Below are 24,110 nucleotides of genomic sequence, written 5' to 3'. Positions count from 1 at the left end.
CGAGGCCCGTTGCCGCTGGAGTCGGGCGCCCTCCCGTCCTCGATGTCTTCAACCTCTATGACCGGCTCTCTTCCCATGTGGCTCCCGCCCATGGAAGAGGTCGTAGCGGACCCGCACGATGGGGCAGCCCTCAGCTCCACTCCCCCGTCGCGCCTGGAGTCCCTGATGCGTCTGCCCCGTGGTGTCCCGTTCCTCGCCGCCGTCGTGACGGTGGTCTCGCTCATCGGGCCGACGCCCGTCGCCGCGGCAGCGAGCGACGGAGGCGGACACTGCGCCCGCCAGGAGCGCGTACGAGTGCCGGGTGCGGCCCTGCAGCGCAGCGCCTGCCTGGACGATCTGACCACCACCGGACTGGCGGGCACCCCCTACACCGACATGGCCGACCAGGCCGGGTTGACGGCCGGCGGCACCAGGACGCCGTCCGGAGTGCCCGGCATCCAGGTCGACGGGTACTTTCCGGACTCCTCCCGCTTCAACAACACGCACGGCTGGCGGCACGACGCGCAGTTCGTGATCCGGCTGCCGGACCACTGGAACGGCGGCCTCGTCGTGACGGGGGCGCCGGGCACCCGCGAGCAGTACGCCACGGACAAGGCGATCTCCGACCGGGCCCTCGCGCAGGGGTACGCGTACGCCGCGACCGACAAGGGCAACAGCGGGACGGACTTCTACCGGGACGGCGTCCGGCCCGGAGACGCGGTCGCCGAGTGGAACGCACGTACCACCCAACTCACCCGGGCCGCCCGCCGAGTGGCCGCCCAGCGCTACGGGCACGCGCCGCGTCGCACCTACATCGCCGGCATCTCCAACGGCGGCTATCTCACCCGCTGGCAGCTGGAGAACCACCCGGAGCTGTACGACGGCGGCGTGGACTGGGAGGGGGCGCTGTGGACCGCGAACGGCCCCAGCCTCCTCACGTCCCTGCCGGTGACGGTGGCTCGGATGTTCGGCGCGGCACGGGACGAGGAACTGTACGCGGCGGGCTTCGCGCGCGGCTCCGAGTTTCTGTGGCCGTATCACGAGAAGGCCTACTGGGGCTTGACGCAGAAGATCTACCGGGCCGAGTTCGACCCGGCCTACGACCCCGCCTGCCCGGGGCCGACCGCCGGATCCACCCTGGAGGAGATCCTGGCGCCGTGCCGCTCCGACGCCACGTACGACTACGCGGAGCGCCCCGCGTCCGTCCACCGCGCGGTGGCCCGGGTCGCACTTACGGGGCGCATCGGCAAGCCGCTGATCACCCTGCACGGCGACCTGGACGCGCTGCTGCCCAAGGCCGCCGACTCCGACGTGTACGCGCGCATGATCGACAGGAGGGGGCGAGGCGAGCTGCACCGCTATTACACGGTCGGGGGCGGCACGCACGTCGACGGGCTGTACGACACGTATCCCGACAGGCTGCGGCCGATCCTGCCCTGCTTCCGGTCGGCCTTCGACGCGCTGACCGCCTGGGTGGAGCAGGGCGCCACGCCACCCGCGGACCACACGATCGACAGGCCCGCGTACGGCGACGTGGTCAACTCCTGCGCCCTTACCGAAACGGCCGAGACTGCCGGGACAGCCGGGACAGCCGAAACCTCCGGGACCCCCGAGACTTCTGAGACGTCTGAGTCATCTGAGATTCGGCGTTAGCGCCTCAACGGCCGATCTCCTTGCGCGTGGCGCGGCGCAGCCTGCGCCGCTGCCCGGGGTCCAGGGTGAGGTACGCGGCGGTCGGGACTCCCAGCACTATGAGCAGGGCGGCCCACCAGGGCAGCCAGATCAGCAGGATGAGCCCGACCGCCACTCCCCCCGCTGCGACTTTGGCGTTCTTCGACATGGTGTCGCCTCCTTCGCGGCCACTGCCGCTCTCTCCTGAAAACGGGCCCACGCTCCCGGCGGTTCCGTACCGCGACCCTGAGACGTCCCTGAGACCGGACCCTTACGCACCCCTGAGAACGCGCCGGCGACTCCCTTCGAAGAGAGCACCTCCTCATCTGCATAGTGACCCACACCACAGCCCGGCCGCACCCCCCGGCCTCGGGAATCATGTACAGTCGGCGACCGCGCCCCGACTAGTCAAGTTTGAGGAATACACCATCGTTGCGCAGACCACTTTCCCGGCCACGCCCTCCGACATCGCCGAACTCGCCCACTGCTGTGCTGTTTTCGTGCCCGGGGAACCCGCCCGGGCCGGCAGCGTGGCGTTCTGGCGGCCCGACGGCGAGGCCCCTGCGTCCGTCTCGTCGGGGACCACGGAAAACCTGACGGTCGCACTCCCCGACGGTGACGGCGTAAGGCCGGTCCGCGTGCCCGCGGTGCTGCTGCCGATGCGGACGGCCCTGCCGCTCCTCACGCGCGCGCGTGAGAGCGCGGACGGCCACCGGGCGACCGTGTTCTGGGGCGCGGTCGCCGTCGAGGCACTGCACCTGGTGGCGAGCGGCCTGCTGCTGCCCGGCCTGTCCGAGGCCGACCACGACGCCTGGCGCACGGGCCCGCTCGGCCCGGAGGAGACCCAACGGATCCGCCACCTCGCCGCCGCCATGCCGCCCGAGGCGCACGCGGTCCCGGTCGACGATGCCGGGCCCCTGCGGCTGCCCGACCCGGAGCGGCTGGTCCGTGCCTTCCTGGACGCGGTCGCCGACACGCTGCCCCGCTCCCCCGCCGCCGAACTCGTGACGGCCGGGCCCGCCTACGCCTCGCGGGAACCGCAGCGGATGCCCGAACTGCGCGAGTGGGCGGCCGATGTCGCCGCCGGGCACGACGCGGGAGTACGGCTGTCGCTGCGGATCGAGGTGCGGGGCCTGTCGGCCACGGCTTCCCAGGAGGCTCGACCCGCGTTCCGGGCCGTGCTCCAGGTGCACGGCGTGAGCGATCCCGGGCTCGTCGCGGACACCGCCGAGGTGTGGGCCGGCACCGTGGGCGACGCGTTCGGCACCCGCGTACGAATGGACACCCTGCTCGCGCTCCGCCGTGCGGCACGGGCCTGGCCCGCGCTCACGCCGCTGCTGTCGGCCGCCGTGCCGGACGCCGTCGAACTCGCCGACGAAGAGGTGACCGAGCTCCTCGGAGCGGGCTCCCGAGCGCTCGCCGGCGCGGGAGTCGACGTGCACTGGCCGCGGGAGCTGGCCCGTGACCTGACGGCCCGCGCGGAGGTCGGACCGCCCGACGACGAGCCGTCGCCACGCACGGCCTCGTCGGACGCCGGCCCGTCGTTCCTGTCCGCCGACGCGCTGCTCGCCTTCAACTGGTCGTTCGCCCTGGGCGAGCAGCGGCTCACGCGCGAGGAGCTGGATACGCTCGCCGAGGCCAACCGCCCCGTGGTGCGCCTGCGCGACCAGTGGGTCCTCGTGGACCCGGATGCGGCCCACCGCGTCCGCGCCCGGCAGGACCACAAGGTCACACCCGTCGACGCGCTCGCCGCGGCCCTCACGGGCTCGACGGAGGTCGACGGACACCGCGTCGAGGTGCGCCCCACGGGATGGCTCGCGGCCCTGCGGGAACGGCTCGCCGACCCCGAGGCGCAGGATGCCGTCGCGCAGCCCGCCGCCCTCGACGCCACGCTGCGCGACTACCAGCGACGGGGACTCAACTGGCTGGCCCGCATGACGTCGTTGGGCCTGGGCTGCTGTCTCGCCGACGACATGGGGCTCGGCAAGACCATCACGCTGATCGCCCTGCATCTGCACCGGCAGAGCGACGAGTCCGCCGCCGGGCCCACCCTGGTGGTCTGCCCTACCTCCCTCATGGGCAACTGGCAGCGGGAGATCGAGCGGTTCGCACCCGGCACCCCTGTACGCCGCTTCCACGGCACCCGGCGCGACCTGGAGGGTCTCGCCGACGGCGAGTTCGTGCTCACCACCTACGGCACCATGCGCCTGGACACCGACCGGCTCTCCGCCGTGCCGTGGGGCATGGTCGTGGCGGACGAGGCCCAGCACGTGAAGAACCCCTACTCGGAAACCGCGCGGCGACTGCGTTCCATCGGCGCACGCGCGCGTGTGGCGCTCACCGGCACGCCGGTGGAGAACAACCTCTCCGAACTGTGGGCGATCCTCGACTGGGCCACGCCGGGCCTGCTGGGCCGGCTCGGTACCTTCCGCAGGCACTACGCACAGGCCGTCGAGGGCGGCCAGGACCCGGCAGCGGCGGAGCGGCTGGCGCGGCTCGTACGGCCGTTCCTGCTGCGCCGCCGCAAGTCGGACCCCGGGATCGCGCCGGAGCTGCCGCCGAAGACCGAGACCGACCATCCGGTGTCCCTGACCGCGGAGCAGACGGGGCTGTACGAAGCGGTGGTGCGCGAGGCGCTCGCGGAGATCGCCGAGGCCGGCAGCATGGCGCGACGCGGCATGATCGTGAAACTGCTGACGAACCTCAAACAGATCTGCAACCACCCGGCGCAGTTCCTCAAGGAGGACCGGGCGAGGATCACGGGCCGCTCGGGGAAGCTGGAGCTGCTGGACGAGCTGCTCGACACCATCCTCGCCGAGGAGGCGAGTGTGCTGGTCTTCACGCAGTACGTGCAGATGGCACGCCTTCTCGAACAGCACCTGGCCGCCCGCGGCGTCGCCTCGCTGTTCCTGCACGGCGGCACGTCCGTCACGGCGCGGGAGGCCATGGTGCGGCGGTTCCAGGACGGTGAGGTCCCGGTCTTCCTGCTTTCGTTGAAGGCGGCGGGCACCGGACTGAACCTCACGCGCGCGGAGCACGTCGTGCACTACGACCGCTGGTGGAACCCGGCCGTCGAGGCGCAGGCCACCGACCGCGCCTACCGCATCGGGCAGACCCGCCCCGTGCAGGTGCACCGGCTGATCGCCGAGGGAACCATCGAGGACCGCATCGCGGCCCTGCTGAACCGCAAGCAGGATCTGGCCGACGCGGTGCTGGGAACGGGCGAGTCGGCGCTCACGGAGCTGACGGACGCGGAGCTGGCCGAGCTGGTCGAGCTGCGAGGGGGTACGCGATGACCCGGTACGACGAGGACACGGAACGGACGTTCGCCGCGCTGCCGCCCGCGCACGGACGGGGCTTCGCGCAGACCTGGTGGGGCCAGGCCTGGCTGAAGGCGCTGGAGGACGCGGCCATGGACGCGACGCAGGTGAAGACGGGCCGTCGGCTCGCGCGCGCGGGAGCGGTCGGCGCGGTGTCTGTACGTCCGGGACGCATCACCGCGGTGGTGCACGACCGGGACCGCACGGCGCATCGGGCCGATGTCCTGCTGGAGCAGCTGTCCGACGCACAGTGGGACCGTTTCGCCGACATGGCCATCGAGCGGTCCGGGCATGTCGCGGCGCTCCTGGACCGCGACATGCCGCCGCACCTCGTGGAGGACGCCGCGAGCGCAGGCATCGATCTGCTGCCGGGCCTGGGCGACTTGGAACCGGAGTGCGACTGCGGCGCCTGGGATCACTGCGGCCACACCGCGGCGCTCTGCTACCAGGTCGCCAGGCTCCTGGACCAGGACCCCTTCGTCCTGCTGCTTATGCGCGGACGGCCGGAGGGCGCCGTACTCGACGCCCTTCAGACGCGCGGCGACACGGCCACGGAGGACGCCGCCTCCCGTCCGGAGGGTGTGGACGCCGCCGAGGCGTACGCGGCGGGGCACGTGCTGCCTCCGCTGCCCGCCCTGCCCGGCCTCCGGGAGGGTCCGGGCGTACCGCCGTCGCTGGACACCGAGAGCGCGCCACCTCCGGGCGTCGACCCGGCCGCCCTGGCCTTCCTGGCCTCCCGGGCCGCGGCGAAGGCACACCGCCTGCTCGCCGAGGCGCTGCGGAGCGGACACGGCCGGCAGCCGGTGGGCACGGAACCGACCGCCTCGCAGGATGCCGTGCGCCTGGCCGCCGGCGACCCCGGAGCGGACGTGCTGGAGCGCCTCGGCGACGGCTCGGGGCGCACCCGGGAGACGCTGGCCGTCGCCGTACGCGCGTGGCGGCTCGGGGGCGGAGCCGCGCTGTCGGTGCTCGAGGAGGAGTGGCCGGTGGAGGGCGACACGCTCGCACGCGCGCGTGCGGCGCTGGAATCGGCCTGGGACGAGGACGAACGGCCGTCACTGCGGGCGCGGGCCAACCGGTGGACCGTCGTCGACGCGCCCCACCAGCTCCGCCTGGACCACGACGGCCGTTGGTGGCCGTACCGCAAGGAGCGCGGCCGCTGGGTCCCCGTGGGCGGCGCTGCCCAGGACCCGGCGACGGCGCTGGCCACGGCGGTACTGGCGGCCGGGGACGAGTGCTGACGTCTGCTCTTACGTCGACTGGGCACTGACGACCCGACTTCGGCATCGCATCGCATCGCATCGCATCACATCGGCAACAGGTGTCGGGAAGCGGCGAGAAGCAGTGCCTGCGGCCCGCGCGGATGCCAGGCCCGGACGATCGGGGCGAGGTCCGAGCGACGCCCGGGCGGCTTCCGTGGACGACCCGAGGTGGCAGCCGCCCGGTACGAGCGCGGCGTGACACTCGTGCGGCTGCCGCACGGCATCCGACAGCCCGACGGCTCCGGCTCCGTCCGTGAATCGGAAGGAGCCGGAGCCGTCGCACGGAGGTGGACCGCTCAGCGAGCGCCGAGGAGGTGGTCCATGGCGAGCTGGTCGAGGTGCTCGAAGGCCATGCCGCGAGCGGCGGCCGCGTCCACGTCGAAGGTGTCGTAGGCGGCCGGGTCGGCCAGCAGGGCCGCGAGACCGTCCTCGGCGGTCGGCTGGGCCAGTTCGTCCAGCCGGGCCGCGGCCAGGGCCTCCTGCACCTGCGGGTCGGCACGGAAGGCGGCCGCCCGGTCCTTGAGGATCAGGTAGTTGCGCATGCAGCCGGCCGCCGACGCCCACACGCCGTCGAGGTCCTCGGTCCGCGGCGGCTTGAAGTCGAAGTGCCGCGGACCGGCGTACCCGGCCCTCTCCAGCAGGTCGACGAGCCAGAACGCGGCCCGCAGGTCGCCCGCCCCGAAGCGCAGGTCCTGGTCGTACTTGATACCCGACTGGCCATTGAGGTCGATGTGGAACAGCTTGCCGGCCCACAGCGCCTGCGCGATCCCGTGCGGGAAGTTGAGCCCCGCCATCTGCTCGTGGCCGACCTCCGGGTTCACGCCGTACAGCTCCGGCCGCTCCAGCCGCTCGATGAACGCGAGCGCGTGCCCCACCGTGGGCAGCAGGATGTCACCGCGCGGCTCGTTCGGCTTGGGCTCGATCGCGAACTTCAGGTCGTAGCCCTGCTCGGTGACGTACTCGCCCAGCAGGTCGAAGGCCTCCTTCATCCGGTCCAGCGCGTCCCGTACGTCCTTGGCCGCACCGGACTCCGCGCCCTCCCGGCCGCCCCAGGCGACATACACACTCGCGCCCAGCTCCACCGCGAGATCGATGTTGCGGATCGTCTTGCGCAGCGCGTACCGGCGCACGTCCCGGTCGTTCGCCGTGAACGCGCCGTCCTTGAACACCGGATGCGTGAACAGGTTGGTCGTCGCCATCGGCACCTTCATGCCCGTCGCGTCCAACGCCTGCCGGAACCGCTTGACGTGGGCCTCGCGCTCGGTGTCGCTCGACCCGAACGGGATCAGGTCGTCGTCGTGGAACGTGACCCCGTACGCCCCCAGCTCGGCCAGACGACGCACCGACTCCGTCGGGTCCAACGCGCGCCGGGTGGCGTCACCGAAGGGATCCCGGCCCTGCCAGCCGACCGTCCACAAACCGAACGTGAACCTGTCCTCGGGAGTGGGCTGGTAGTTCATTCCGCGGCTCCTCACTCGCTGCCGATCAATCGCTGCCGACTATTTCGTCATGGCGCTTTACAAATTAGTATGCACACACGGTCCTGGGAAGGGACAAGGTGTCCCCGAAGGAGTGACGTCCCGGTTCCAGGCAGTCCAGCAGCCCAGCAGCCCAGTCAGATCCCGCAGAGCCGCGGAAGAGGGAGAAGCCCGATGTCAGCAGCCGAGGGTCCGCTCGTCGTCGGCGTGGACACGTCCACCCAGTCCACCAAGGCGCTGGTCGTCGACGCGGCCACCGGCCAGGTCGTCGCGAGCGGTCAAGCGCCCCACACCGTGTCCTCCGGGGCCGGCCGCGAGAGCGATCCGCGCCAGTGGTGGGACGCGCTCCACGACGCCCTGCACCAGTGCGGTGACGCCGCGCGGGAGGCCGCCGCGGTGTCCATCGGCGGGCAGCAGCACGGACTCGTCACACTGGACGCCCAGGGCGAGCCGGTGCGCCCGGCCCTGCTGTGGAACGACGTGCGCTCGGCCCCGCAGGCCCGCCGTCTGATCGAGGAGCTGGGCGGCCCCAAGGCCTGGGCGGAGCGCACGGGCAGCGTGCCCAGCGCCTCGTTCACGGTCACCAAGTGGGCCTGGCTGGCAGAACATGAGCCGGAGGCGGCCCGCGCGGCGAAGGCCGTACGCCTTCCGCACGACTACCTCACCGAGCGGCTCACCGGCGAGGGCACCACCGACCGCGGCGACGCGTCCGGCACCGGCTGGTGGGCGTCCGGCACGGAGGCGTACGACGACGAGATCCTCGCGCGCGTGGGGCTCGATCCGGCGCTGCTGCCCCGGGTGGTCCGGCCCGGCGAGGTGGCCGGCACCGTGCGCGACGGCCACGGCCTGCCGTTCTCCAAGGGCACCCTGGTCGCCGCCGGCACCGGCGACAACGCGGCCGCCGCACTGGGCCTCGGGCTGCGTCCCGGCGTGCCGGTGATGAGCCTCGGCACGTCCGGCACCGCGTACGCCGTGTCGCGCCGACGGCCCGCCGACCCGACCGGCACGGTGGCGGGCTTCGCCGACGCACGCGGCGACTGGTTGCCGCTGGCCTGCACCCTCAACTGCACGCTCGCCGTCGACCGGGTCGCGGCCCTGCTGGGCCTGGACCGGGAAGCCGTCGAACCCGGCACCGACGTCACGCTTCTGCCCTACCTGGACGGCGAGCGCACCCCGAACCTGCCGCACTCCTCCGGCCTGCTGTACGGGCTGCGCCACGACACGACCGCCGGTCAGCTGCTCCAGGCCGCGTACGACGGCGCCGTGCACTCGCTGCTCGGCGCGCTCGACCTGGTCCTCGAAACCGACGCGGACCCGTCCGCGCCGCTGCTGCTGATCGGCGGCGGCGCGCGCGGGACTGCCTGGCAGCAGACGGTACGACGGTTGTCGGGGCGTCCTGTCCAGATCCCCGACGCCAAGGAACTGGTCGCACTCGGTGCCGCCGCGCAGGCCGCCGGCCTGCTGACCGGCGAGGACGCGGCAGCGGTCGCCCGGCGCTGGAACACGGCCGCCGGACCGGTGCTCGACGCCGTGGAACGGGACGAGGTGACGCTGACCCGGATCACCGGGGTACTCTCCGACGCGGCACCGCTGCTGGAACGGAACGCGGACTCGCGCTGAGGACGCGTCCACGCGGCCTCGACCGCCTTTCCGGAGGGCGCCCCGGAGACAATCGGCCTGCGCCTGGCACGTGGGCGAGGACCGGATCGGCCGAAGACCGAGCAAGGGCTGATCGACCGAAGACCGACCAAGGACTGACGGAGGCATGACCGCACCGCCGCACGAGACGCATCCGGCCCGCCCCGGGCGCGCGCTGCCGGACACCCAGCAGGGGATGCGCCGCCGCAACCTCGCCCGGGTGATGCACACCGTCAGCGCCGAGGGTCCGCTGTCCCGGGCCGCCGTCGCCTCACGGATCGGGCTGACGCGTGCGGCGGTGTCGACCCTCGTGGACGAGCTCATCCGCTCCGGCCTGCTGGAGGAGCTGGGCCCCGAGCGCCCCGGTCGGGTGGGGCGGCCCGGGTCGGCGCTGGCCGTCAGCGCGCACGGCCCGGCCGGCATCGGAGCGGAGGTCGGCGTCGACCACCTCGCGGTCTGCGCGGTCGACCTGCGCGGCCGGGTGCGGTCGCGTGTCGTGCGGTACGGGAGCAACAGGGGCCGATCGCCGGAGCCGGTACTCGAGCAGCTCACCGGCCTGGTGCGGCAGGTCGTTGCGGAGGTGGAGGCCGAGGGGCTGTGGCCGGCCGGGCTCGCGGTGGCCGTGCCGGGTCTCGTGGCGCGAGACGCCAGGACCGTCGTACGCGCTCCGAACCTGGACTGGCACGACGCGGACCTCGGCGCGCTGCTGCCCGGGGGCCTGCCGCTGACCGTGGCCAACGAGGCGAACTTCGGCGCGCTCGCCGAGCTCTGGCTGGGTGACGGCACCCCGCGGGACTTCCTGCACGTCTCGGCCGAGATCGGCATCGGCGCGGCCGTGGTCGTCGACGGGCGGCTGCTGCGCGGTACGCGCGGATTCGCCGGCGAGCTGGGTCATGTGCCGGTCCGTCCCGACGGCCCGGAGTGCGCCTGCGGCGGGCGAGGCTGCCTGGAGCAGTACGCCGGCGAGAAGGCGGTACTGCGCGCGGCCGGCGTGGAGCCGGGCGAGGATCGCGTCGGACTGCTCGCGGGGCGTGCCGCGGAGGGCGATGAGGCGGTACGGCGTGCCCTGCACGAGGCGGGTACGGCGCTCGGCATCGCGCTGACCGGGGCGGTCAACCTGCTCGACCCCGAGAGCGTGGTGCTGGGCGGCGCGCTGGCCGGACTCGCACCCTGGCTGCTGCCGTCGCTGCGGGACGAACTGGCCCGGCGCACGGCAGGTCCGGTCTGCCCGGTCTCCGTGTCGGATCTGGGACCGCAGGGTCCCCTTCTCGGCGCCGCGCACTCGGTGATGCGGGCCGTCCTGGACGACCCGACGGTGGTGGCGGAGCGGGCCTGAGCCCGATGGTGACGGACGCGGCGCGGACAGCGGTGGTGTCGGCAGCCGCAGCGGCATGGACAGCGGCAGGCGAGGCAGCACCGATCCGGGGACCTTCCGACGCCCTTGCTCCACTCCCCCGTCACTCGTTCGAGTGAGCGCGGTGTCCACAAGGCGGGGGCTGTCCACGGAACGGCGCGGCGCCCTTCTGCGCAACCCCCGCTGACCGTACGGTGATTCACGCGGACGCACCTCGCACGGACGGCGTCAGAGGTCCGCGTCAGCGTTCGTCAGCGTTCCCTTCTCAGCCACGTCGCACCGCTGAGCACCCCCCACACACGGGCCCGAGGGCCCCACCGACGAAAGGGCACTCCCATGGAAAGGGAAAGGACAGCACCGGTTCCGACCAGGCGGCGGCTCCTGATGGGCGCCGCGCTCGCCACCGTCCCGTATGCGCTGCTGTCCGGCACACGGGCCGCCGCACAGCCCCGGGCCGTCGACCGCCCCTCCGCCGAATGGCAGCCGGCGAGCACGTCCAACTACACCCGGTCGAGCCGCCCCACGGCCTATCCCGTCGACTATGTGGTCATCCACGTCACGCAGGAGACGTACGCCGACACCCTCTCCATCTTCCGCAACCCCGAAAAGCAGGTGTCCGCGCACTACGTCGTCCGGTCCGCCGACGGGCATGTGGCGCAGTGCGTCCGCGAGGCGGACATCGCCTGGCACGCGGGGAACTGGGACTACAACACCCGCAGCATCGGCATCGAACACGAGGGCTGGGTGGACCGGCCCGAGTACTTCACCAACGCCATGTACGAACAGTCCGCCCGGCTCACCGCGGCGATCTGCACCACGTACGGCATCCCCAAGGACCGCGAGCACATCATCGCGCACCACGAGGTACCGGGCAGCGACCACACGGACCCGGGGCCCCTGTGGGACTGGACCCGCTACATCAGACTGGTCAACTTCGCCTGACTCTCGACAGACCGCCGGGTCCCGGTGATCCGGCTGGTCGAAGTGGTTGTCCACGTGTATGGGCGGAGTGACGATGTCCCCAAGCGCATCGCCGTCAGCAGCACCGTCCGGGGAGGCCGAGTTGACTGATGCATGGCTGGCTCTGGAACCGGGGGCCGACCCCGTCGAGCGTGCCCGGACGCTGCGGCGCGCGCACGAGACGTTCACCGAGGCCGGGACGGTACCGCGGCCCGTGCGTGACGTGGTGGCGGAGTCGTGGCGGCGGTCGGTCCGGGCAGGTGTCGGCCCCGACGGCACGGCGAGTGTGGAACTCATGGACGGCGACCTCGGCGCCTACCGGGCCGAGCATCCGCTGGCGCGGGTGATGCCGCTGGTCCGGGAACTCCTGGGCACCTTCGCCGCCGACGGCGAGCATCTGCTCGCCGTGTGCGACGCGCACGGCAGACTGCTGTGGGTCGAGGGACATCCCGCCACTCGTCGCCGGGCGGGACGGATGAACTTCGTGCCCGGTGCCAGGTGGGCGGAGTCCGCGGTCGGGACGAACGCGCCGGGCACGGCGGTGGCCGTCGGACGGCCGGTCCAGGTCTTCGCCGCGGAGCACTTCATACGGCGGGTCCAGCCCTGGACCTGTGCGGCCGCTCCGGTGCACGACCCCCGCACCGGGCGCGTACTCGGCGCCGTGGACATCACCGGTGGGGACGGACTGGCGCATCCGCACAGTCTGGGCTTCGTCCAGGCGGTCGCGCGTGCCGCCGAGTCGCAGCTGGCGCTGCTCGCCCCGGAGCGGCCGCCGGGCGCTTCGGCCGAGCTGACCGCGTTGGGCCGCGACGAGGCGCTGCTGAGCGCGGACGGCCGCCGAGTCCGGCTGAGCCGGCGGCACAGCGAGATCGTCGTGCTGCTGGCCCACCACCCCGAAGGCCTGACCGGCGACGAGCTGCTGTGCGCGCTGTACGAGGACGAGACGGTGCCGCCGGTGACCCTGCGTGCCGAACTGGCGCGGCTGCGCGGGCTCCTGGGACCGGGTCGGCTCGCGTCCCGGCCGTACCGGCTCGCCATGCCCGTCGAGTCCGACGCCACCGTCGTCGAGCGTCGTCTGCGGGCCGGTGCGGTCACGGCGGCCGCGGCGGCGTACGCCGGTCCGCTGCTGCCCGGCTCCCAGGCTCCGGCGGTGGTACGGCTCAGGCGCCGGATCGCCGACGGTGTGCGCGCGGCACTGATCTCCGGTCGCGATCCCGACCTGCTGGCCGACTGGGCGCACGCGCCGTGGGGCGAGGACGACGTGGACGTGTGGCGCGCACTGGTCGCGGTCCGGCCCACCGCGGCGGCCCGGTCCCGGCTCGCCGCGCTGGAGTCCGAGCTGGCGGCGCCGAACGCGTGGTGACCGCCCGCCCCTGACCGGCGGCGGCACGGGGCCGAGCTTCGCCCGCCCGCACGCGCAACGTCCCTGCAACGTCCCGCTCCCTAACCTCGCGTACGGAGCTGTCCAACGGCGGGCAGCGCTCGATGAGGAGGCAGACAGGATGACCCGTTACGCGGCGCCCGGCACCGAGGGCGCGATCGTCTCCTATCAGTCGCGCTACGACCACTTCATCGGCGGCGAGTACGTGCCGCCGCTGCGCGGGCAGTACTTCGAGAATCCGTCACCGGTGAACGGTCAGCCCTTCACGGAGGTCGCGCGCGGTACGGCGGAGGACGTGGAGCGGGCGCTCGACGCCGCGCACGAGGCCGCCCCGGGCTGGGGCCGCACCTCGGTGACCGAGCGTTCCGGCATCCTGCTGAAGATCGCCGATCGCATGGAGGCGAATCTGGAGCGGCTGGCGGTCGCCGAGAGCTGGGAGAACGGCAAGCCGGTGCGCGAGACGCTGGCCGCCGACATTCCGCTCGCCATCGACCACTTCCGCTACTTCGCGGGTGCGATCCGCGCCCAGGAGGGTTCGCTGGGCGAGGTCGACGACGACACTGTGGCGTACCACTTCCACGAGCCGCTGGGTGTCGTCGCACAGATCATTCCGTGGAACTTCCCGATCCTGATGGCGACCTGGAAGCTCGCCCCGGCACTGGCCGCCGGCAACGCCGTGGTCCTGAAGCCCGCCGAGCAGACCCCGGCGTCCATCCACTACTGGCTGAGTCTGGTCGCGGACCTGTTGCCGCCCGGTGTCCTGAACGTCGTCAACGGCTTCGGCGCGGAGGCGGGCAAGCCGCTCGCGTCCAGCCCGCGGGTGGCGAAGGTGGCGTTCACCGGGGAGACCACCACGGGGCGGCTGATCATGCAGTACGCCTCGGAGAACATCAAGCCGGTCACGCTGGAGCTGGGCGGCAAGTCGCCGAACATCTTCTTCGACGACGTCTGGTCCCAGGACGACGACTTCCGCGACAAGGCGCTCGAAGGCTTCACGATGTTCGCGCTCAACCAGGGGGAGGTGTGCACCTGCCCGTCCCGGGCGCTGGTCCAGCGCGGCACGTACGCCGAGTTCATGGAGGCCGCGGTCGCCCGCACCGAGCTGATCAAGCCGGGCCACCCCCTGGACACCGACACGATGATCGGCGCGCAGGCGTCCAACGACCAGCTGGAGAAGATCCTCTCCTACCTGGACATCGGCCGGCAGGAGGGCGCCAAGGTGCTCACCGGTGGCGAACGCATCGAACACGACGGCGAGTTGAAGGGCGGCTACTACGTCCAGCCGACCATCTTCGAGGGCCACAACCGTATGCGGATCTTCCAGGAGGAGATCTTCGGCCCGGTCGTGTCGGTCACGCCCTTCAACGACTTCGACGACGCGATCAAGACCGCCAACGACACCCTGTACGGCCTCGGCGCCGGGGTGTGGACCCGCGACATGAACACCGCCTACCGCGCGGGCCGCGCGATCCAGGCGGGGCGGGTCTGGACGAACTGCTACCACGCGTACCCGGCACACGCCGCCTTCGGCGGCTACAAGCAGTCGGGGATCGGCCGGGAGAACCACAAGATGATGCTGGAGCACTACCAGCAGACGAAGAACCTCCTGGTGTCGTACTCGGCACAGAAGCTGGGCTTCTTCTAGAAGCACGAGAAAAGGCGCCTGAGCTGGTCCTCTGCCCGTCAGGCGCCAGTCAGGTCCTGCGCGGAGCGGTCTGCGCGTGGCGGCGGATCCGGGCAGGGGGCAGGTCACCGCCCGGATCCGCGGATCATCCGCGCAGCCAGACCGCCGTGTCCCCCGGCAGCCGGCCGTCCGCGTCGAGTTGTCCACTTGCGAGCAACAGCTCGGCATGTGCCGGCAGCTCGACAGGGTGGTCCCGAAGGTTCACCACGCAGACCAGGCCGTCGGTGCGGGCGAAGGCGAGGACACCGTTGTCGGAGGGGAGCCAGGTCATCGGACCGTCACCGAAACCGGGGGTGTCGCGGCGGAGCCTGAGCGCCGTGCGGTACAGGGCGAGCATCGAGTCGGGGTCGCCGAGCTGGCGGTCCACCGCGTACCGCGGCCAGTACGCGGGCTGCGGCAGCCACGGCTCCGTGGCACCGCCGAAACCACTGTGCGGTTCGCCGGCCGTCCACGGCAGTGGGACGCGGCAGCCGTCGCGGCCCGGGTCGGTGCCGCCGGAGCGGAAGTGCATCGGGTCCTGGATGCGGTCGAGGGGGATGTCCGCCTCGGGCAGGCCCAGTTCCTCGCCCTGGTAGAGGTAGACCGAGCCGGGCAGCGCGAGCGTGAGCAGTGCGGCGGCGCGGGCGCGACGGGTGCCGAGCTCCAGGTCGGTGGGCGTGCCGAAGGTCTTCGTCCCGAAGTCGAACGCGGTGTCCTCGCGGCCGTAGCGCGTGACCGTGCGCGTCACGTCGTGGTTGCAGAGCACCCAGGTCGCGGGGGCCTTCACCGGGGCGTGCTCGGCGAGGGTGTCGTCGATGGTGCGGCGCAGACGCTCGGGGTCCCAGGGGCAGGCGAGGAGGTTGAAGTTGAAGGCGGTGTGCAGCTCGTCGGGGCGCAGGTAGCGGGCGAAGCGTTCGGCGTCGGGGAGCCAGACCTCGCCGACGAAGATGCCGTCGTACTCGTCGGCGATCGCGCGCCAGGAGCGGTAGATGTCGTGGATCTCGTCCCGGTCGAGGTAGGGGTGCGGGTCGACGCCTTCGGTGAAGTCGGGCAGGTCCGGGTGCTTGGTGAGCAGGGCGGCGGAGTCGATACGGACGCCGGCGACGCCGCGCTCGAACCAGAAGCGCAGCACGTCCTCGTGTTCGCGGCGGACGTCGGGGTGGCTCCAGTTGAGGTCGGGCTGTTCGGGGGTGAACAGGTGCAGGTACCACTCTCCGTCGGGCACCCGGGTCCAGGTGTCACCGGCGAACTGCGAGGGCCAGTTGTTCGGCGGCAGTTCGCCGTTCTCGCCGCGGCCGGGGCGGAAGTGGAACCGCTCGCGCTCGGGGCTGCCGGGCCCGGCGGCGAGGGCGGCCTGGAACCAGGCGTGCTGGTCGGAGATGTGGTTGGGCACGATGTCGACGATGACCTTGATGCCGTGCTCGGCGGCCTCGGAGATCAGCTTTTCGGCGTCGCCGAGGGTGCCGAAGGCCGGGTCGATGGTGCGGTAGTCGGCCACGTCGTAACCGCCGTCGACCAGCGGCGAGAGGTACCACGGGGTGAACCACACGGCGTCCACGCCCAGTTGGACGAGGTACGGCAGGTTCGCGCGGACACCTGCGAGGTCCCCGGTGCCGTCCCCGTCGCCGTCCGCGAAGCTGCGGGGATAGACCTGGTAGATGACGGCGTCACGCCACCAGTCATGGGTGCGGGAGGGGTGCACGGCTGCCACGGGGGGTCCTTTCGGGCAGGTGGGACTCCGCCGCCGGTCGGAACGGGGCATGAAGGTGCCGACCGGCGGCGGAGTGCTTTTTGGGGGGTGAAGCGAAGGGGAGGTGAGGTGAGGGGCCCGGGGTGCAGGTCAGCCCTTGAGGCTGCCGGCGGTGAGGCCCGCCATGATGCTCCGCTGGAAGAAGAAGAACACGATGATCATCGGAATGCTCGCCATCACCAGACCCGCCATGATCTGGTTCTGCGTCACCTGTCCCGCGGTCTGGGAAAGGCCCACGCTGATCGTCATCTTCTCGCTGTCCGGCAGCACGAGCAGCGGCCAGACGAAGTCCTTGAACACCAGCACGATGGTGAAGATGGACACCACACCGAGGATGGGCCGCGAGATCGGCAGGATGATCGAGACGAGCACGCGCCACGGCGGCACCCCGTCGATCTCCGCCGCTTCGAGGATCTCGTCGGGAATCGAGTCGAAGAACCGTTTGAGCAGGAAGATGTTGAACCCGTTGGCCGCCACCGGGAACCAGATCGCCCAGGGCGTGTTGAGCAGATGCCACCCGAAGATCGGCACGTCCGTGACGGTGATGTACGCCGGGATCATGACGACGATCGGCGGGATCATCAGGGTCGCGAGCATCGCCCCGAGGATCACGTTGCCGAACATCGGACGCAGCTTGGACAGTGCGTACGCGGCCGTCACATCCACCGCGAGGGCGAACAGCCAGGCGCCGACCGCGTAGAAGAGGGTGTTCTTCAGGAGCAGCCCGACGTCGAAGAGCTCCCACGCGTCCGCGAAAACCGAGAAGTCCGGGTCCTTCGGCCACAGCGTCGGCGGCATCTGGGCGATCTCCTCGCCCGACTTCATCGCGCCCGTGACCATCCAGTACAGCGGGAAGACGAACACGAACGTGAACACGGACAGGACGGCGGCGAGCACCGTCCAGTAGATCCGCCTCCCCCAGCGGGACTTGAGCTCGAGGGGCGAGACGATGGTGCGGGAGTGGCCGTCGGCCCAGGCGGCGCGGCGCCGCTTGCGCCGGCGGTGCGCGTCCGGCGGCGGCACCTCACGGGTGTCCACGGCGGTTTCCGGGTGGACTGTCATGTCGACTGTGTCGGTCACGGGACTACCTCTTCTCGTCGCGGGTCAGCCGGAGCTGGACTGCGGCGACCGCAAGGAGAACGATCATGAGCATCACGCCGAGCGCGCTGCCGGCGCCGTAGTTGCCGCCGTAGACGAAGGCGTACTGGTACATCAGGAAGGCGACGGTGACCGTCGCGTTCTCCGGTCCGCCGCCGGTGAGCATGTAGGGCTCGATGAACACCTGCATGGTGGCGACGATCTGGAGCATCAGCATGAGCAGCAGGATCAGCCGGGTCTGCGGGACGGTGACGTTCCAGATCCGCTTGAAGATGCCGGCTCCGTCGAGTTCGGCCGCTTCGTAGAGGTCACCGGGGATGTTCTGCAGTGCGGCGAGATAGATCAGAACCCCGGAGCCCATGTTCATCCAGGTGGAGACGATCACCAGGGAGATCAGCGCGGTGTCCGTGGAGTCCAGCCAGGACAGGCCCGGCAGGCCGACGAAGTCGAGTATCTGGTTGAACAGGCCGGGCCCGGGATCGTAGAACCAGCGGAAGAGCAGCACCGAGACGATCGGCGGCAGCATCACCGGCAGGTACACGACGAAGCGCAGGTACCCGCGTGCGTGCCGCAGTTCGTTGAGCACGATCGCCACCGCGAACGGGATCACGTAGCCGCACAGCAGGGCGAGGAAGGTGAAGGCGAAGGTGTTCTTCCAGGCCTGGCCGAACGCCGGGTCCTCCACCACCGTACGGAAGTTGTCCAGGCCCACCCACTTGGGCTCGTCGACCAGGTTGGTCTCCTGGAAGCTGAGCACGAGCTGCCGGATGATCGGCCACCAGGCGAACAGCGCGAAGCAGAACAGGGCCGCACACAGGAATCCGTAGGCGGTGATGTTGGTGCGAAGAGTCCTTCCATGACGTGAGGGACGTGCGGGTGGCCGGCGCCGCGGCCTCGGAGGCCGTTTCGCCTGCGCGGTGGATGTGTCCATGGTGATCTCCCGTTCCGCGCCGCGGGCCGGGGTGCCGCACTCCGTCACGATCGGATGCGGCACCCGTGGTCCGCGACGGTCAGCTCTTCGCCAGAATCGAGTTCGCCTTGCCCTCGGCATCGGCGAGCAGCTTGTCGATGTCGGCGTCCTCGCGGGTCAGGACCGCGGACATGGCCACGTCCAGCACCGCGTAGAGCTCCTGCGCGTTCGGCGGCTCCAGCTTCAACTCGACGTTCTTCGATCCGTCGACGTAGGGCTGGTAGTACTCGACCGGCAGGACCGCGTTCTTCTCGCGGAGTTCGGCGAGCTCCCGGCCCGTCGGCGAGTCACCCATGTAGTCGTTGTTCGGAACGCCCACGGCCTCACCGTTGGCCTTGCCGCGCGCGTAGTCGTGACGGCCCTTGCCCGGGGTGTTGAACTGGAAGTCGATCCACTGCAGGCCGGCCTTGGTCTCGGCGGCGCTCGCCTTCGGGTTGATCATGTAGGCCTCGCCACCGGTCAGCGACGCCTTGCTCTCCGGGATGGGGGCGATGCCGTAGTCCTCCTTGCCGCCCTGGAACTTCTGCACCAGGTCGGTGACGACGTCCGGGGCGCCGAGCATCATGCCCGTCTTGCCGGCCCCCATCTGCTGCATCAGCGCCTCCCAGCCGATCAGCAGCTTCTTGCCGACGCTGTCGTCCTCCCAGCGCATGTCGTGCAGCGTCTGCAGAACCGCCTTGCCCTCGGCGCTGTTGAAGGCCGCCTTGCCGTCCACGACCATCTCGCCGCCGCGACTGAAGATGGACTGCGCGAAGTGCCAGCCGCCGACGTTGCCGCCGCCGTACTCGCCGTATCCGACGTAGCCGTCACCCAGATCCGCGATCTTCTTGGCCGCGTCGCGGACCTCGTCCCAGGTCTTCGGCGGGGAGTTGGGGTCGAGGCCGGCCTGCTCGAAGAGCTTGCGGTTGTAGACCAGCCCGACGGAGTAGCTGACGTTGGGGATGCCGTAGACCTTGCCGTCCTTGGTGAGCATGTCCCGGACGTCCTGCCGGATGTCTCCGAAGTTCTTCACCAGATCCGTGGACGCGGTGATGTCCTTCGCCTGTCTCTTGGCTATGACATCGGCGTAGTTGGTGACAGGGGCCATGAAGACCGTCTCCATCTGGCCGCCGGCCAGCTTCGCGGCGAAGGTCTTCGGGTCGAAGCACGGCTGCTGGTCCGTGCTCTTGACCTTGACGCCCGGGTGCGCCTTCTCGAAGGCCTTGACGTCGTCGTCCCATGCCGTGCGCTGCTTGGGAGCGGTCTTCGCCGGCTGGCACGCCACGGTGATCGTGACATCCCCATCGGCTCCGGCGTCCGAGTCACCACCGCAAGCCGTGGCGGACAGGACGAGACCTGAAGAGATCAGAAAGATCGCGAGGTTGCGGGGCTTCATTGCGGCTCCTCCGAGGTGGCACCCAGGGCACTGCCCTGATCGGAGCGTCACATTAGGACGCAGAACAGAGCAGCGCAAGATTCTGACCCGATATTGCAAGATTAAGACTGCATCACGAGCGTCGTGGACTGATGGGCCGGCCCCGGGCGACTGCGCCCCACAGGAGAGGCGACGTCAGTCGCGTGCTTCAGGGCGCGCCGAACGACGGCGTGATCACGGGGAAGGTCACGGGCGCCAGATCGCGGCGCTGAACGGGTAGTCGCCGGCGCGCACTCGGGCGCGCCGGCGAACCTCAGTAGGTGGGCATCTCCGGGTCGATCCGCTCCGCCCAGGCCAGAATGCCTCCGCGTCGAGCAGTTCCTTCAGCTGCTCCACGGAGATGGTGGAAGCAGGGGGCGGGAGGCTTCGGGAACAGATCCCTGATGGCCGGGCCGTGCCGGTCCCAGAAGTTCGCGCGCGGGGGGCAGCTCGAACCAGCCCCTCCGTCACGGTGCGCACGGCCGGATGGGTGCGCCCGAGCGCGCGGGCCCAGGCCGTGGCCCGGTCCGCGGGTTCCGCGTCCGGCAGTCCGAGGTAGCGGTCCCACGGGTCCAGGGGCCGTCAGCACGTCGACCCGGAGCCGAACCCCATTGCGTGCGGGGGACGCGCGTGTGGGCCGCGCCGGCTTCAGGCGCTTTGTACGCGCCTCGGCGCGGCCCACACGTGTGACCGCCTCTGTCAGTGTGCCGCTTGGCGGACGACCACGACTCCGCGTGGCGGCAGGACGATGGGCTCGTCGGCCTTCGCGCCGACGAGTACGTCGCCGGTGAAGCCGGGCAGCGTCACCGGCGTGTCGCTCCGGTTGACCAGGAAGACGTAGCGGTTGTCCGCGTCACGCCGGACGACCTGTTCCACCTGGCCCCGGGCGTCCTCGGGAAGCTCACTGGTGACCCCGGCCGGGGCGAGCAGGTCCGGAAGCAGCCCGAGGAGGCCCGGAACACCGAGGCGGGTCGAGACATACGTGGCGGAACCCTGGCTCGTCGTCCGGCGGGTCACCGCGGGAAGCGCCGCGTACGGGCCGGTGCGGTAGCGGGCGAGAACCTCGACGTCGTGTCCGGTGACGGTGATCCGGTCGGTCCACAGGCTGCCGGTCGTGGCATTGTCGAGGTCCACCGTGGCGCCGTCGGGCAGGGGCCCGAACTCCTCGATCCGCAGGCCGAGGAGTTCGCGCAGGGCGCCGGGGTAGCCACCGAGCCAGATGTGGTCGTTCGGGTCGACGATTCCGGAGAAGTAGGTGGTGATGAGGTGGCCGCCGCCCTCGACGTATCGGGTGAGCTCCTTGGCGAGTTCCTGGGGCACCATGTGCAGGACGGGTGCGATGACGACGTCGTAGGAGGGGAGGTCACTGTGGTTCGCGGGTACGACGTCGGCGCGGATGCCGAGTCGTAGCAGCGCGGAGTACCAGTCGAGGGCCTCTTGGTGGTAGTCGAGGTGTGAAGTGGGGTGTGAGTCCTGCTCGCTCGCCCACCGCGAGTCCCAGTCGAACAGTACGGCGACCCGTGCCGGTTCACGCTCCGTCCCGGCGAGCGGCGACAGCGTCCGCAGTATCCGGCCCAGGTCCACGACGGAGCGGAAGAGATCGCTGTCGGCACCGGCGTGCGGCACCATGGCCGAGTGGTACTTCTCGGCGCCGGCGGCGGACTGACGCCACTGGAAGAAGCAGACGGCGTCGGCGCCGTGCGCGACGTGCAGCAGCGAGTCCCTCGCCAGCTCCCCCGGCAGCTTGGGCGTGTTGACCGGCTGCCAGTTCACGGCGCTCGTGGAGTGCTCCATCAGGAACCACGGCTGGTGGCTCGCGATGCCGCTGGTCAGGTTGGCGGAGAAGGACAGCTCGTCGCGGTCCTGGGGCCCGGGGATGACGTAATGGTCGTTCGCGACGAAGTCGACCGCGCCTGCGTCCGTCCAGTCCGCGTAGTCCATCCCCTTGGTGCCGCGCATCACCATGAAGTTCGTGGTGACGGGCACGTCGGGGGTCAGTTCCCGCAGCACGTCGCGCTCGGCCAGCAGGTGCTCCTTGAGCGCGTCGGAGGAGAAGCGCTTGAAGTCGAGCTGCTGCGTGGGGTTGGGGTGCGAGGCCGCGAGGCGCGGCGGCAGGATCTGGTTCCAGTCGCTGTAGCGCTGGGACCAGAAGGCGGTGCCCCATGCGTGGTTGAGTGATTCGAGGGTGGTGTACCGGTCGCGCAGCCAGTCCCGGAAGGCGCGGGCCGCGTCGTCGGAGTAGTCGTAGACGTTGTGGCAGCCGAGTTCGTTGTTGACGTGCCAGGCGACGAGAGCGGCGTGGCCGGCATAGCGCGACGCCAGTTTCCGTACGAGCCGGAGGGCGTGCGTGCGGAACACCGGTGAGGTGGGGCGCCAGTGCTGGCGTGCGCCGGGCCACAGGGTCTCACCGGTGGCGGTGACCGGCAGGATCTCGGGGTGTGCGGTGGTGAGCCACGGCGGCGGGGAGGCGGTGGCGGTGGCCAGGTCGACGCCGATGCCCGCCGTGTGCAGCAGGTCCATCGCCTCGTCGAGCCAGGCGAAGTCCCAGGTGTCGGCCGTGGGCTGGATCCTGGCCCAGGAGAAGATCGCCAGAGAGACGATGTTCACGCCGGCCTCTTGCATCAGCCGTACGTCCTCCGCCCACACCTCCCGAGGCCACTGCTCGGGGTTGTAGTCGGCGCCGTAGCCGAGCCGTCGGGTGCCGTCGCTGCCCTTGGGATGGGGGAAACGGGAGGTGAGGGGGGAGGTCATGGAGGTCCTTTCACGGGCCTGTTGGTCAGTGGAAGCTGCCGGCGCTCCCGCACTACTTGTCGATGGTGAAGCCCTGCTCGCCGCCGTACTGGAGGGAGGCTTCCTGCCAGTCCGCCAGCCCCTGCGACAGCTTCGTGCCGGATACGTAGGCCTTGCCGACGGTGTCGTTGAAGATCGAGTTGGCGTACACCTGGTACGGCAGGTACTTCCAGTCCGTGGGTACCTTCTCGGCGGACTCGGCGAAGATCTTGTTGGCCTTCTGGCCACCGAAGTAGGGGAACTCGGTGTTCTGGAACGCCTCGGAGTTCAGGTCCTTGGTGGTCGCCGGGAACGCGCCGTTCTTGATGCGGGTCTGTACGCCCTCACCGGAGTTGGCGTACTCGACGAAGGCGTAGGCGAGTTCCTTGTTCTTGCCGAGTTCGGGCAGCGCGAGCGAGCTGCCGCCGTTCTCGGAGCTGGTGTCGGCTCCCTCGGTCCACTGGGGCAGCGGGGCCACGCGCCAGTCGCCCGATCCGTCCTTGACCCCGGACACGAAGTTCGCGGGCATCCACGCGCCGATGGGCAGGGTGGCGATGGTTCCGTCGCCCAGGCCCTTGTACCAGTCGTCGCTCCAGCCCACGACGGGCATGAGGAGCTTCTCGTCGATGAGCTTCTGCCAGGTGTCGGTGTACTTCTTGGCGCCCGCGTCGGTGAAGTCGATGCCGACCTTGGTGCCGTCGACCTTGTAGGGGTGTGATCCCGCCTGCCACAGAAGGCTGGTGGCCAGGCCGGCGTCACCGACGTCGCTGGTGATGTACGCCTTCGGGTCCGCCTTGTGCAGCTTGCGGGCCGCCCCGACGTACTCGTCCCAGGTGGTCGGCACCGCGATCTTGTGCTTGTCGAAGACCTTCTTGTTGTAGAAGAGCGCCATCGGCCCCGAGTCCATCGGCAGGCCGTAGATGCCGTCGCCGGACTTCACCGAGTTCCACGGGCCCGGCGAGTACGAGCCGGCCAGTTTGTCGGCGCCGTACGCCTTGAGGTCCGTGACGTCCTTGGTCAGGGCGTACTGGCCGAGCGCGTAGTACTCGATCTGTGCGACGTCGGGGACGCCCTTCTTGGCGGAGATGGCGTTCTGCAGGGCCTTGTACTGGTCGTTGTTGGTGCCGGCGTTGACGAGGTTGATGTCGACCTTCGGGTACTTCTTCTCGAAGTCGGCGGCGACCTGCTTCAGGGTGGGCTCCCACGCCCATACGGTGACGCTGCCGCCCTTCTTCAGGGCGGCCTGGATGTCGGCGGCGCCCACCGCCTTCCGGTCGGAGTTGTCGTCGTCGGAGCCGCAGGCGGTCGCTCCCAGCGCCAGGACGCAGAGGAGACCGAGGCCGCGCAGCAGGCGGCGGGAGTGCTTGGGCATAGTGGCTTCTTCCAGTTCCTTTTGGTTCGGCGGGGACGGGCGGGCCCAGAAG

At 70.8% G+C, this 24,110-nt stretch carries 16 protein-coding genes; 8 read left to right on the top strand and 8 right to left on the bottom strand.

Going from position 1 to position 24,110, the window contains the following annotated elements; translation table 11 throughout:
• The first annotated feature begins 165 nt into the window (after nt 1–165).
• Nucleotides 166–1,632 (top strand): tannase/feruloyl esterase family alpha/beta hydrolase, encoded by a 1,467-nt coding sequence (locus RI578_RS33800; protein ID WP_310874602.1) that lies wholly within the window; start codon nt 166–168, stop codon nt 1,630–1,632.
• A 4-nt stretch (nt 1,633–1,636) separates the two neighbouring features.
• Here RI578_RS33800 and RI578_RS33795 read toward each other — a convergent pair whose 3' ends face one another.
• Complete coding sequence (locus tag RI578_RS33795) at nt 1,637–1,819, bottom strand: hypothetical protein (RefSeq protein ID WP_210959562.1); 183 nt, start codon at nt 1,817–1,819, stop codon at nt 1,637–1,639.
• Nucleotides 1,820–2,309: 490 nt separating this feature from the next.
• On the opposite strand from RI578_RS33795, the gene RI578_RS33790 reads away from it, so the two are divergent.
• A complete protein-coding gene (locus tag RI578_RS33790; protein WP_310875927.1) occupies nt 2,310–4,946 on the top strand; it encodes a DEAD/DEAH box helicase in 2,637 nt (878 codons plus the stop codon).
• A complete protein-coding gene (locus RI578_RS33785) occupies nt 4,943–6,211 on the top strand; it encodes an SWF or SNF family helicase (RefSeq protein WP_310874601.1) in 1,269 nt (422 codons plus the stop codon). Before RI578_RS33790 ends, RI578_RS33785 begins: the two co-directional genes overlap by 4 nt.
• 317 nt (nt 6,212–6,528) lie before the next feature.
• Here RI578_RS33785 and xylA read toward each other — a convergent pair whose 3' ends face one another.
• Nucleotides 6,529–7,692, bottom strand: coding sequence for a xylose isomerase (gene xylA / locus RI578_RS33780; protein WP_310874600.1), 1,164 nt, complete (start codon nt 7,690–7,692; stop codon nt 6,529–6,531).
• A gap of 192 nt (nt 7,693–7,884) precedes the next feature.
• Between xylA and xylB the strand changes: the two genes are divergently transcribed.
• The 5 genes from xylB to RI578_RS33755 all read left to right on the top strand — a co-directional run bounded on the left by xylB (nt 7,885) and on the right by RI578_RS33755 (nt 14,688).
• Nucleotides 7,885–9,330 carry a xylulokinase gene (xylB, locus tag RI578_RS33775; protein ID WP_310874599.1) on the top strand — a complete coding sequence of 482 codons (1,446 nt, stop codon included), beginning with the start codon at nt 7,885–7,887 and terminating at the stop codon, nt 9,328–9,330.
• Between the two features lie 145 nt (nt 9,331–9,475).
• Nucleotides 9,476–10,684 (top strand): ROK family transcriptional regulator, encoded by a 1,209-nt coding sequence (locus tag RI578_RS33770; RefSeq protein WP_310874598.1) that lies wholly within the window; start codon nt 9,476–9,478, stop codon nt 10,682–10,684.
• A 354-nt stretch (nt 10,685–11,038) separates the two neighbouring features.
• Nucleotides 11,039–11,644 carry an N-acetylmuramoyl-L-alanine amidase gene (locus tag RI578_RS33765; protein WP_310874597.1) on the top strand — a complete coding sequence of 202 codons (606 nt, stop codon included), beginning with the start codon at nt 11,039–11,041 and terminating at the stop codon, nt 11,642–11,644.
• Between the two features lie 121 nt (nt 11,645–11,765).
• Complete coding sequence (locus RI578_RS33760) at nt 11,766–13,025, top strand: GAF domain-containing protein (protein WP_310874596.1); 1,260 nt, start codon at nt 11,766–11,768, stop codon at nt 13,023–13,025.
• A 139-nt stretch (nt 13,026–13,164) separates the two neighbouring features.
• Nucleotides 13,165–14,688, top strand: a complete 1,524-nt coding sequence (locus RI578_RS33755) for an aldehyde dehydrogenase family protein (protein ID WP_310874595.1) — start codon at nt 13,165–13,167, stop codon at nt 14,686–14,688.
• Between the two features lie 124 nt (nt 14,689–14,812).
• Here RI578_RS33755 and RI578_RS33750 read toward each other — a convergent pair whose 3' ends face one another.
• The 6 genes from RI578_RS33750 to RI578_RS33725 all read right to left on the bottom strand — a co-directional run bounded on the left by RI578_RS33750 (nt 14,813) and on the right by RI578_RS33725 (nt 24,058).
• On the bottom strand, nt 14,813–16,417 hold the full coding sequence (locus RI578_RS33750) for a glycoside hydrolase family 13 protein (RefSeq protein WP_310874594.1): 1,605 nt from the start codon (nt 16,415–16,417) through the stop codon (nt 14,813–14,815).
• A gap of 129 nt (nt 16,418–16,546) precedes the next feature.
• A complete protein-coding gene (locus tag RI578_RS33745; protein ID WP_383557469.1) occupies nt 16,547–17,518 on the bottom strand; it encodes a carbohydrate ABC transporter permease in 972 nt (323 codons plus the stop codon).
• 22 nt (nt 17,519–17,540) lie between these two features.
• The gene (locus tag RI578_RS33740) at nt 17,541–18,485 is read right to left on the bottom strand and encodes a sugar ABC transporter permease (protein WP_310874592.1); all 945 of its coding nucleotides are present in this window, start codon (nt 18,483–18,485) and stop codon (nt 17,541–17,543) included.
• 79 nt (nt 18,486–18,564) lie between these two features.
• A complete protein-coding gene (locus RI578_RS33735; RefSeq protein WP_310874591.1) occupies nt 18,565–19,899 on the bottom strand; it encodes an extracellular solute-binding protein in 1,335 nt (444 codons plus the stop codon).
• 717 nt (nt 19,900–20,616) lie between these two features.
• Nucleotides 20,617–22,668 carry a beta-galactosidase gene (locus tag RI578_RS33730; protein WP_310874590.1) on the bottom strand — a complete coding sequence of 684 codons (2,052 nt, stop codon included), beginning with the start codon at nt 22,666–22,668 and terminating at the stop codon, nt 20,617–20,619.
• A 52-nt stretch (nt 22,669–22,720) separates the two neighbouring features.
• The gene (locus RI578_RS33725) at nt 22,721–24,058 is read right to left on the bottom strand and encodes a sugar ABC transporter substrate-binding protein (protein WP_310874589.1); all 1,338 of its coding nucleotides are present in this window, start codon (nt 24,056–24,058) and stop codon (nt 22,721–22,723) included.
• Nucleotides 24,059–24,110 lie beyond the last annotated feature (52 nt).

Origin of the sequence: Streptomyces sp. BB1-1-1, assembly GCF_031597775.1 — a bacterium.
Classification (GTDB): domain Bacteria; phylum Actinomycetota; class Actinomycetes; order Streptomycetales; family Streptomycetaceae; genus Streptomyces; species Streptomyces thinghirensis.
This window is presented reverse-complemented; position numbering and strand designations above follow the sequence as displayed.

Coding starts and splice junctions, on each gene's coding strand:
- RI578_RS33800 (WP_310874602.1), top strand. CDS start 166: ATGCGTCTGCCCCGTGGTGTCCCGTTCCTCGCCGCCGTCGTGACGGTG.
- RI578_RS33795 (WP_210959562.1), bottom strand. CDS start 1,819: ATGTCGAAGAACGCCAAAGTCGCAGCGGGGGGAGTGGCGGTCGGGCTC.
- RI578_RS33790 (WP_310875927.1), top strand. CDS start 2,310: ATGCGGACGGCCCTGCCGCTCCTCACGCGCGCGCGTGAGAGCGCGGAC.
- RI578_RS33785 (WP_310874601.1), top strand. CDS start 4,943: ATGACCCGGTACGACGAGGACACGGAACGGACGTTCGCCGCGCTGCCG.
- xylA (WP_310874600.1), bottom strand. CDS start 7,692: ATGAACTACCAGCCCACTCCCGAGGACAGGTTCACGTTCGGTTTGTGG.
- xylB (WP_310874599.1), top strand. CDS start 7,885: ATGTCAGCAGCCGAGGGTCCGCTCGTCGTCGGCGTGGACACGTCCACC.
- RI578_RS33770 (WP_310874598.1), top strand. CDS start 9,476: ATGACCGCACCGCCGCACGAGACGCATCCGGCCCGCCCCGGGCGCGCG.
- RI578_RS33765 (WP_310874597.1), top strand. CDS start 11,039: ATGGAAAGGGAAAGGACAGCACCGGTTCCGACCAGGCGGCGGCTCCTG.
- RI578_RS33755 (WP_310874595.1), top strand. CDS start 13,165: ATGACCCGTTACGCGGCGCCCGGCACCGAGGGCGCGATCGTCTCCTAT.
- RI578_RS33745 (WP_383557469.1), bottom strand. CDS start 17,518: ATGACAGTCCACCCGGAAACCGCCGTGGACACCCGTGAGGTGCCGCCG.
- RI578_RS33740 (WP_310874592.1), bottom strand. CDS start 18,485: ATGGACACATCCACCGCGCAGGCGAAACGGCCTCCGAGGCCGCGGCGC.
- RI578_RS33735 (WP_310874591.1), bottom strand. CDS start 19,899: ATGAAGCCCCGCAACCTCGCGATCTTTCTGATCTCTTCAGGTCTCGTC.
- RI578_RS33730 (WP_310874590.1), bottom strand. CDS start 22,668: ATGACCTCCCCCCTCACCTCCCGTTTCCCCCATCCCAAGGGCAGCGAC.
- RI578_RS33725 (WP_310874589.1), bottom strand. CDS start 24,058: ATGCCCAAGCACTCCCGCCGCCTGCTGCGCGGCCTCGGTCTCCTCTGC.